Origin of the sequence: Sphingomonas sp. SKA58 (assembly GCF_000153545.1) — a bacterium.
GTDB lineage: Bacteria > Pseudomonadota > Alphaproteobacteria > Sphingomonadales > Sphingomonadaceae > Sphingobium > Sphingobium soli.
The window spans coordinates 118061-127133 of record NZ_CH959309.1; the positions used below are offsets into that span (position 1 = coordinate 118061).

The 9073-nt window shown below is 64.2% G+C and carries 7 protein-coding genes and 1 pseudogene; 1 reads left to right on the plus strand and 7 read right to left on the minus strand.

Translation table 11 applies throughout. The features are described from left to right. Positions 1-115 precede the first annotated feature (115 nt). A pseudogene (locus SKA58_RS18730) lies at positions 116-3007 on the plus strand (Tn3 family transposase). A gap of 196 nt (positions 3008-3203) precedes the next feature. On the opposite strand, the gene SKA58_RS18735 reads toward SKA58_RS18730, so the two are convergent. Genes SKA58_RS18735 through SKA58_RS18765 form a run of 7 tightly spaced genes read right to left on the minus strand, consistent with a single transcriptional unit; the run spans position 3204 to position 9066 of the window. Then, the gene (locus SKA58_RS18735) at positions 3204-3953 is read right to left on the minus strand and encodes an HAD-IIB family hydrolase (RefSeq protein WP_004212890.1); all 750 of its coding nucleotides are present in this window, start codon (positions 3951-3953) and stop codon (positions 3204-3206) included. Further along, complete coding sequence (locus SKA58_RS18740) at positions 3950-6451, minus strand: heavy metal translocating P-type ATPase (RefSeq protein ID WP_004212886.1); 2502 nt, start codon at positions 6449-6451, stop codon at positions 3950-3952. The genes SKA58_RS18735 and SKA58_RS18740 overlap by 4 nt, the downstream gene beginning before the upstream one ends. Further along, positions 6448-7056 (minus strand): cation transporter, encoded by a 609-nt coding sequence (locus tag SKA58_RS18745; RefSeq protein ID WP_004212885.1) that lies wholly within the window; start codon positions 7054-7056, stop codon positions 6448-6450. The genes SKA58_RS18740 and SKA58_RS18745 overlap by 4 nt, the downstream gene beginning before the upstream one ends. Beyond that, entirely contained in the window at positions 7053-7739 is a 687-nt protein-coding gene (locus SKA58_RS18750; RefSeq protein WP_004212882.1) for a ZIP family metal transporter, read from the minus strand. Before SKA58_RS18750 ends, SKA58_RS18745 begins: the two co-directional genes overlap by 4 nt. A 3-nt stretch (positions 7740-7742) precedes the next feature. Then, on the minus strand, positions 7743-8156 hold the full coding sequence (locus SKA58_RS18755; RefSeq protein WP_004212881.1) for a hypothetical protein: 414 nt from the start codon (positions 8154-8156) through the stop codon (positions 7743-7745). A gap of 47 nt (positions 8157-8203) precedes the next feature. Next, the gene (locus SKA58_RS18760) at positions 8204-8581 is read right to left on the minus strand and encodes a hypothetical protein (RefSeq protein ID WP_009824022.1); all 378 of its coding nucleotides are present in this window, start codon (positions 8579-8581) and stop codon (positions 8204-8206) included. Continuing rightward, positions 8578-9066: an SRPBCC domain-containing protein gene (locus SKA58_RS18765; protein ID WP_013849881.1), complete on the minus strand. Its 489-nt coding sequence runs from the start codon at positions 9064-9066 to the stop codon at positions 8578-8580. Before SKA58_RS18765 ends, SKA58_RS18760 begins: the two co-directional genes overlap by 4 nt. Between the last annotated feature and the right edge of the window lie 7 nt (positions 9067-9073).

The window sequence follows — 9073 nt, forward strand, 5'->3', positions numbered from 1 at the left end:
CGAAGGTTTGAGGCGGTGACGAACATGAGCACATAAGATTGGGCTATTGTGTATCTTAACCAGCATCTCAATCAAGCTATCTCAAACCGTAGCTCGGAAAGAATAAGGAGCATGTATGCCGCGTCGCGTGACCCTGACCGATCGACAGCGCGAGGCGCTGCTTCACCCGCCGGTCGATCAAGGTGAGCTGCTGCGGCACTATACCCTCAGCGATGAGGATCTCGGGCATATCCGCCAGCGCCGGCGCGCCCACAATCGTTTTGGCTTCGCGCTGCAACTGTGCGTCCTGCGCTACCCGGGCCGGGTGCTCGCTCCTGGCGAGTTGATCCCGGCGCAGGTATCGGATTTCGTCGCGGCCCAGCTCGGCCTGACCAGCGACGATCTACTCCTCTATGCCGCGCGCGAGGAGACCCGGCACGAGCATCTGGCGGACCTTCGCCGAATCTACGGCTATCGCTCCTTTTCGGGGCGGGGCGCACGGGATTTGCGCGAATGGATCGCTCGGGAAGCCGAGGCGGCGACATCGAATGAGGATCTTGCCCGTCGCTTCGTTGCGGAGTGTCGCCGCACCCGCACGATCCTTCCCGGCTCCTCGACGATCGAGCGCCTTTGCGCCGATGCGCTGGTTGAGGCCGAGCGCCGGATCGAGGATCTTATCGCCCATCGCATCACGCCAACCCTGAGCGAGAATTTGGCTCACCTGTTGGAGGATACGGTGGATGGTCGCGTCACGCGCTTCGTATGGCTGCGACAGTTCGAGGTTGGCGCAAATTCAGCAGCCGCTAACCGGCTGATGGATCGACTGGAATATCTTCAAAGGTTCGATCTTCCGGCGGATTTGCTGGACGGCGTGCCGGCGCATCGTGTGACCCGGCTTCGCCGGCAGGGCGAGCGCTATTACGCCGACGGCATGCGTGATCTGCCCGAAGACAGGCGGCTTGCGATCCTCGCTGTCTGCACCCTGGAATGGCGGTCATCGCTGGCCGATGTCATCGTGGAGACCCACGATCGCATCGTAGGCCGTCTCTATCGGGCCTCCGAACGCCTTTGCAACACCAGGATCGCCGACGAAAAGGCGGCCGTTCGGGACACGCTGAAGTCCTTTGCCGAAATCGGTGGTGCTTTGCTTGGAGCGCAGGACGATGGCACGGCCCTGGACGGGATAATCGCCACCGGGCCTGGCTGGGAACGGTTCAGAACCCTTGTCGCCACGGCCTCCGCGCTGACCAACGTGCTCGCGGCCGACCCGCTCAGCCGTGTGCTGGACGGCTATCACCGTTTCCGCCTCTACGCGCCCAGGATGCTGCGCCTGCTCGACATGCAGGCGGCGCCGATCGCCACGCCTCTTCTGGCGGCCGTTGCGATGCTGCGTAACGGGATCAAGGTCGATCCGCCGGTGGATTTTCTACGTCCCAACTCGAAATGGCATCGTCATCTTCGCGCTGAGCCCAGCGGCGACCACCGGCTTTGGGAAATCGCGGTGCTGTTCCACATCCGCGACGCCTTCCGGTCCGGTGACATATGGTTGGCGGGATCGCGCCGCTATGGCGACCTCAAGCAGCTTCTGGTCCCGCCACAGGCGATAGAGCAGACCGCGCGGCTCGCCGTGCCGCTGCGACCCGGCGAATGGCTGGCCGAGCGCAGGGCTCGACTGGATACACGGCTGAAGGAGTTTGGCCGCGCGGCGCGAACCGGCACGATCCCAGGCGGCATCATCGAGAACGGCAAGCTGCACATCGACAAGCTGAGGGCCGACACGCCCGAAGGGGCCGAGGATCTCGTGCTCGATCTCTATCAACAGCTCCCGCCCGCGAGGATCACCGATCTGTTGCTGGAAGTCGATGAGCGAACCGGATTTTCCGAGGCGTTCACGCATCTGCGCACCGGCGCGCCCTGCAGCGACCGGATCGGCCTGATGAACGTGTTGCTGGCGGAAGGCGTCAATCTCGGTTTGCGCAAGATGGCGGCGGCGACCAACACGCACAGCTTCTGGGAATTGCTGCGGATCGCGCGCTGGCATGTCGAAGGCAGCGCCTATGATCGGGCGCTCGCCATGATCGTGGAGGCCCACGCCGCCCTGCCCATGGCCGCCTTCTGAGGACAAGGGCAATCGGCATCCAGCGACGGGCAGTTCTTCCTTGCTACCGAGCAGGGCGAGGCGATGAATCTGATCAACGCGAAATATGGCAACGTCCCGGGCCTCAAGGGATACAGCCATGTGTCCGATCAATATGCGCCGTTCGCAACCCAGGTGATCCCGGCAACGGTCAGCGAGGCTCCCTATATCCTGGACGGGCTGCTCATGAATGACGCGGGCCGCCGCGTTCGCCAGCATTTTGCCGACACGGGCGGCTTCACCGATCATGTGTTCGCCGCCTGCGCCTTGCTCGGCTACAGGTTCGCCCCCCGTATCCGCGATCTCCCTCAGAAAAGACTCTATGCCTTCACGCCCAACGCGACGCCGGCCAATGTGCGAGCGCTGGTCGGAGGTAAGATCAATGAACCGCTCATCGAGCGCAACTGGCCCGACATCCTGCGCATCATGGCGACGATCGCAGCGGGGATCGTCGCCCCCAGCCAGATTCTTCGCAAGCTCGCCTCTTACCCGCGCCAGAATGAGCTGGCCCTCGCATTGCGAGAGGTGGGCCGCATCGAGCGAACCCTGTTCATGATCGACTGGATTCTTGATGCCGGCCTCCAGCGCCAGGCTCAGATCGGCCTCAACAAGGGTGAGGCCCACCACGCCCTAAAGCGCGCCATCAGCTTCCACCGCCGAGGTGAAATCCGGGATCGATCCGGCGAAGGCCAGCACTATCGCATCGCCGGAATGAACCTGCTCGCCGCCATCATCATATTCTGGAACACCATGAAGCTCGGCGAGGTCGTCAATACCCGGGCCGCCAGCGGTACCCATATCGCGCCTGATCTACTCGCCCACGTCTCGCCGTTGGGATGGGAACACATCAATCTAACCGGGGAATATCGCTGGCCCAAATCCTTAGCGTAGGATTCCGCCCCCTCCCGCAAACGCCCCCTACGATTGAGAAGCGCGGCGGAATCTCTTAGATTGATCGCTGGAGGCTTTGTTCGCGGAGACGCGCACATTGCCTTCTTTTCGTTTTAGGAAGCGCTGCCCTAAGCGACAGAAGCCAGAGCTTTGACAATGCGGCATTCCGCGATGGAGCCGACCATGTATCTTGATCCTATCGGTGCAGACACGCGATGATGGCGGTCACGACGGCGGTGGTTTCCGCGACGTCGCGCACCCTCACTGTGTCGAGGCCGATTTCAGCAGCGGGATAGTCATTCCCACCGGGGAATATCGCATCCCCAATGAACAGCATCCCGTCGAGCGGGACACCGCTCTCGGCACTCAGGCGCTTCAGGCCATAGCCCTTGTCGATCCCTGCTCTGGTCACGTCGATCGATGTCGTGCCACCGAGATTGATCGAGAGCTCCGGCAGCTTCGCGCGCAACGTGGCCTGCAACGCGGTCCTCTTCTTTCGGTCAGGATCCCACGCTTCCTTTTCCTTCAGCGGCGCTGCCTGCCCCAGGCCCGAAAAGGTGATCTGGCTGCCCCGGTCCTCGATCCGTTCGCCCCAGATACGTTCGTCGGCGAGACCGGCATCGGTCAGCGCCTGATCGAAGGCCGTGCGGATCTTCGCCTTCTCCGCGTCGTCGAACAGTTCGGCATAGACCGCGCGCCAAGCGCCATTGATGAACCGATAGAGTTTCGTGCCTGTGGTCGGCATCAACCAGAGACGGTCGAGCGCGACGCCGGCAGGAAGGCGCGAGGCGATCTGCTTTTCGAACTGCGGCCAGTCCCCGCCCGAGATCACCGCCACATCCGTGATGGCGAGCAATCGGGCGAGGATTGCGGCCATATCCTCCGATAACGGCCGCTTGCTCTCGGCAAGCGTGCCGTCGAGGTCGAAGGCGATCAGCCACTTCATGCCGCCTTCCCTGCCGGATCGCGGTAGGCGAGCAGCCTGAGCGCATTGATGACGACGAGCAGCGTCGATCCCTCATGAACCGCCACCGCTGGCCCAATGCCGAGGCCGAGGATGGTAGCAGGCACCAGGAAGGCGACGACACCCAGGCTGACGAAGACGTTCTGCCGGATGATTCCACGGGTATGGCGGCTAAGACCGACTGCGAATGGCAGGTGCGCCAGATCGTCGGCCATCAGCGCCACGTCGGCTGTCTCCAGCGCAACGTCCGACCCCGCCGCGCCCATCGCGATGCCGACCGTGGCGCTTGCCATCGCCGGCGCATCGTTCACGCCGTCGCCCACCATCGCGACCTTGTCTTCGCCGGCGAGCTTCTTGATCGCGGCAACCTTGTCTTCGGGCATGAGGTCGCCCCACGCTTCGTCGATCCCGACTTCGTCGGCGATCGCTTCGGCGACTTTCTGGTGATCGCCGGAGATCATTATCATCCGCGACACGCCCATCTCGTGCAGCCGACGCAACGCGGTCTTGGCAGCTTCGCGAGGCGTGTCCATCAGGCCGATCGCGCCCAGGTCGCGGTCCCCCTTGCGGACCACCATTGTCGTGCGGCCGTTCTCGCGCAGCTTCGCGATTGCGTCCTGCGCGCCCTGCCCCAGCGCCGGAATGCCCTCACTTCCGAACATCTCGGCCTTGCCGATCCACACCGTCTCGCCATCCACGCTCGCGGTGACGCCCCGACCGGTCAGGCTCTTGAGGTCGCCGGCAGTCGGCACGGCACGATCGTTCAGACGTTCGCGGCCGTCCTTGACGATCGCTTGGGCCAGGGGATGGTCGCTCAACGCTTCGACGGCGACAGCCAGCGCCAGCAACTCGCCTTCATCGGCGCCATCGACGGGCACGACATCAGTGATGCGCGGACGACCTTCGGTCAGCGTGCCCGTCTTGTCGAAAGCGATCGCTTTGAGCGACCCGAGGTTTTCGAGCGGTGCACCGCCCTTCACGAGCACGCCGCCCCGCGCTGCACGGGCAACGCCCGACAGGACCGCGCTCGGCGTTGCGATCGCGAGCGCGCACGGGCTTGCCGCCACCAGCACCGCCATCGCGCGATAGAAGCTGTCGCGGAACGGCTCGTCGACGACCACCCATGCGAACAGCAGGAGCACTGACAGGACCAGGACGGCGGGCACGAAGATCCGTTCGAACCGGTCGGTGAAGCGCTGCGTCGGCGACTTCTGCGTCTCCGCTTCGCTCACCATCTTCACGACCTTGGCAAGCGCGCTTTCATTGGAACGGCGTGTCACCTCGATCTCGATCGCGCCGCCGCCGTTGATCGTACCAGCAAAAACCCGGCTTTCCGCGTCGACTGCATCGGGCTTGGCGCGTGCCGCTGCGGCATCTGCGACCGGCACCTTGTCGACCGGGATGCTTTCACCCGTGACCGGGGCCTGGTTGATCGCGCTGGTGCCCTTGATGACGAAGCCGTCGGCAGGCAGGCGCTCGTTCGGGCGGACGATGGCAATGTCCCCGACGACCATCTGCTCGACCGGGATTTCGCTGGTCTGCCCGCCGCGTCGCACGGTCGCGGTTTCGGGCGCGAGCTTCGCCAGCGCCTCGATCGCCTTCTTGGCGCGGCCCATTGCATAATGCTCAAGCGCATGGCCGAGGCTGAACAGGAACAGCAGCAGCGCACCTTCGGCCCATGCGCCCAGCGCAGCGGCGCCGGCCGCAGCGACCAACATCAGCGTGTCGATCTCGAACTTCTTCATCCGGAGGTTGTCGATCGCCTCGCGCAGCGTGAAGAATCCGCCGAAGAAATAGGCTGCGATATAGCAGGCGGTCGGCAGCCATTCGGGCGCGCCAGCGACCAGCCTCTCGATCGCGTAGCCGATCCCCAGCAGCGCGCCACAGGCGAGCGCGAAGATCAGCTCGGTATTGGGGCCGAGAAATTCGGCGTGGCTATGGTCGTGGCCATCGCCGGGGCCGTGCTTCTCTTCGCCCGCGCCGTGGCCCCCGGGGCCGTGGTCGTGGCCGGCATGTTCATCGGCAGCGACCCGCTTGCCCACCCTCACCTTCAGCTTGCGAAGCGCAGCGCGCACCTCCTCTTCGGTGGTTTCGCGGCGATCATATTCGACCCGGACAGACCCGCTGGTGCTGGCGCTTGCCTGGACCACGCCGGGCAAGGCGCACAGCGCATCGCTGACCGTGCGCGCCCGACGTTCGTGGTTGATCCCCGTCACCTGCCAGATCGCATGGCCGTAGCGCTCGGTGATTTCGGCACCTGCGGCGCGCACCATTTCGCGCAACCGTGGCAGCGGCAGCTTGGCGGCATCGAAATGGATGCACAGCGCCGCTGGCGTGTTGCCGTCGAGACAGATCACATGCGCCCGCTCGACACCTTCGCGCTTTGACAGGGTTGATACGAGACGGTCCAGGCAGGCATCGGCCGCGTCAGGAAGGTCCGGCAACAACACTGGAATGTCGAGTTCGAGCTTGTCGTTCATGACGACCTCCTTTCGCTTTTCTTGGTTTCGGCGCGCGCGTCGCGCAGGATTTCGACACCGCCCTTGATGGCGATGATGGCGGTGGCGAAGCCGACCAGCAGGTCCGGCCAATTGGTACCCAACCACAGCACCAGCACGCCGGCGATCAGGATGCCGCCGTTGGAAATGAAGTCGTTGAAGCTGAAGGTGGTTGCGGCCCGGAGATTGACGTCCGGATCCTTGAGGCGCTGGAGCAGCCGCAGGCAGAGGTAATTCACGACGCCGGCGATCGCGGACATGACCATCATGGTAGGTCCGATGGGCTCGCTGCCCTGCACGTAGCGCCGTCCGACATCGATCAAGATGCCGCCCGCGAAGATCAGCAGCATGACGCCCGAAGCGACCGCGGCGCGTGTCTTCCATGTCTGGCCCCGGGTGAGCGCCACAAGGCTCAGCGCATACACAGCCGTATCGGACAGGTTGTCGACGCCGTTGGCGATCAGCGCGCTCGAGTCCGCGAAGAAGCCGGAAACGAAGAAGCCCGCAGCGATCGCCGCGTTCAGCAGCAGGACGATCCACAGTGTGCGGCGCTCCTGCCCGCCATTGTTGTCGTTGCCCGGGATCATCCCATCATCTCCTCAAGTGTCAGCAGGGCCAGGAAGCCGACGAAAAACATCGAGCTGATGAGCGGGGTGTCGGGTTTCTCGTGCGCCTCGACCAGCAACTCCTCCGTGACGAGGTAGAGCAGCGCCATCAGCCCGAAGCTGAGGAAGCCGGCGATCATCACCGGCGACAGCGCGGCGACCGGCACGGCAGCGAGCGCGCCGATCGGCAGCAGCAGGGCCAATGCCGAGACGATCACGATGATGCGCAAGCGCGAGCGATAGGTTTCCGCCAGCTCGTCGGTCAGCGTCAGTCCCAGAAATAACACTTCCAGAGTGAGCGCGATCGTCAGCAGGAGACCTGCCTTCTCGCCCGCCACGAAAGCGAGGCCGAGCACCAGGCCGTCGACCAGAATGTCGATGCCGATCGCGGCGAGTAGCGCCATCGGCCCCTTGAAGCGGGCCTCAAGAGCCTTGAGCCCCAGCATGGTCGCGACGCCCGCCGCCCCGCCGATCAACGTCGCGCTGGGCGATGCCTCATGCTTGACCTGCGGCAGGATTTCGGTCGCTGCCGCCGCGAACACGACGCCGGCAGCGAGATGCTGTAGGCCCGCCACGAGGCCAGGTTTCAACTTGGTGCGGCTCGCGACAATCGCGCCGAGCACGACCGCCAGCACAGGCGCAAGCGTATAGAGCAGTGCCTGCATTTCCTAGGACTCCTCCGGGGTTCGGTGGCAGACGCGGATCTTCCCGCGTCGCGTGAACGCGATCGATCCGCCCGCCACGACAGCCCGCGAATGGTCGCCGCGAAACTCGTCACCGGTTCGCTGCGCGCGCAGGATCTCGGTCCTGCCCTTCGGCAGCCAGGTGACGGCCATTTTCAAGCCGTCATCGATGAAGTCGACATCGGCGCGTGTGCCGTCGTCGCAGTACATGATGCGCTGCGCGATTAGTTTCGACGTCAGATGCTTTTCATGCGCCGGCTCGGTAGGCTGGGTCGGCGCTGGATTACACGCCCCTATAACCGCCCCGGAGACGAGAACGACGCCGAGGCGCGCGATCGCCAGACCGGCCCGATTCAGGCCGCACAAGGTTGTCACATTTGAAATCGACGTGTCAGACATCGGTCTCTTCCGACGAAGCGCCCTGTGGCGTTCGAAGGCAGGGCAGTTCATCGCGTGCCTTCCTGCTCGCAGATCCGGGTACGGCCATCGCCTTCCACGATGGTGAGCTGCGACCCCTTGAAGGTCGCGGTGGCTGTTTCGCCGACATATTGCAGGCCCTGCGCTGGCGCGGTCAGCATCATCGGCGGTCCCCCGTTGGAGCGCCGCAAATCGATCTGCAGGCCGTTGTCCTTGTAATCGACGAACAGCGGTTCCCCGTCGGAACAGCGATATCTATGCCGCCCCATTTCCCCGGTCGCCACGGCGCTGTCGGACGAATGGATCTGCTGCTCCGTTGGCGGGGCTGGCGGCTTTCTTTCCGAGCACGCCGCGAGCCCGACAACGAGGATGACGGCGGGCAGCACCCGCTTACAGTGCATCATCATCGCGCCTTCCTCCTGCAGCGGAAGGGGACGCGCTGACGATTGATAGCCCGGGCAGGCTGACCTACCCGCCAGCGGAGATAGGTTGCGAGGCGATCGTCAGATTCGACCATCAGGGATCGCAGGCGGCGCAACATCATCGCCGCGAACGGCAGGGAGAGCGCCCCGCGCAGCGTGCAGCTATGCGTTAGCCTGGTGCCGCCATCGTCCCCCGCCAGCTCGTACCGCTCTTCGAGCGTGAACAGATAGGGGATGCCGCAGGACCAAGCGAAGGCGTGCGGTTTATCGAATCGATCAATCCGTGCTGGCGTCCGAATTGGCCGGGTGATGCCCTGGATCGCAAAGGTGCATTCTGTGTCGCCGAGCCGGGACGGATCATCGAGAAATACGAGCGGACTCCACGCCCGGCGATGATCCGGATCGGTGAGTGCCGACCAGATGCGCAGTGGCCCGCCGTGAAGCATCGAGCTGGTTATGGTGCGAGGCATATCCCCA

Bases quoted from the DNA above. Each gene is read 5' to 3' on its own strand.
- SKA58_RS18760 (WP_009824022.1), bottom strand. From the start codon at position 8,581: ATGATGATGCACTGTAAGCGGGTGCTGCCCGCCGTCATCCTCGTTGTC.
- SKA58_RS18735 (WP_004212890.1), bottom strand. From the start codon at position 3,953: ATGAAGTGGCTGATCGCCTTCGACCTCGACGGCACGCTTGCCGAGAGC.
- SKA58_RS18765 (WP_013849881.1), bottom strand. From the start codon at position 9,066: ATGCCTCGCACCATAACCAGCTCGATGCTTCACGGCGGGCCACTGCGC.
- SKA58_RS18740 (WP_004212886.1), bottom strand. From the start codon at position 6,451: ATGAACGACAAGCTCGAACTCGACATTCCAGTGTTGTTGCCGGACCTT.
- SKA58_RS18750 (WP_004212882.1), bottom strand. From the start codon at position 7,739: ATGCAGGCACTGCTCTATACGCTTGCGCCTGTGCTGGCGGTCGTGCTC.
- SKA58_RS18755 (WP_004212881.1), bottom strand. From the start codon at position 8,156: ATGTCTGACACGTCGATTTCAAATGTGACAACCTTGTGCGGCCTGAAT.
- SKA58_RS18745 (WP_004212885.1), bottom strand. From the start codon at position 7,056: ATGATCCCGGGCAACGACAACAATGGCGGGCAGGAGCGCCGCACACTG.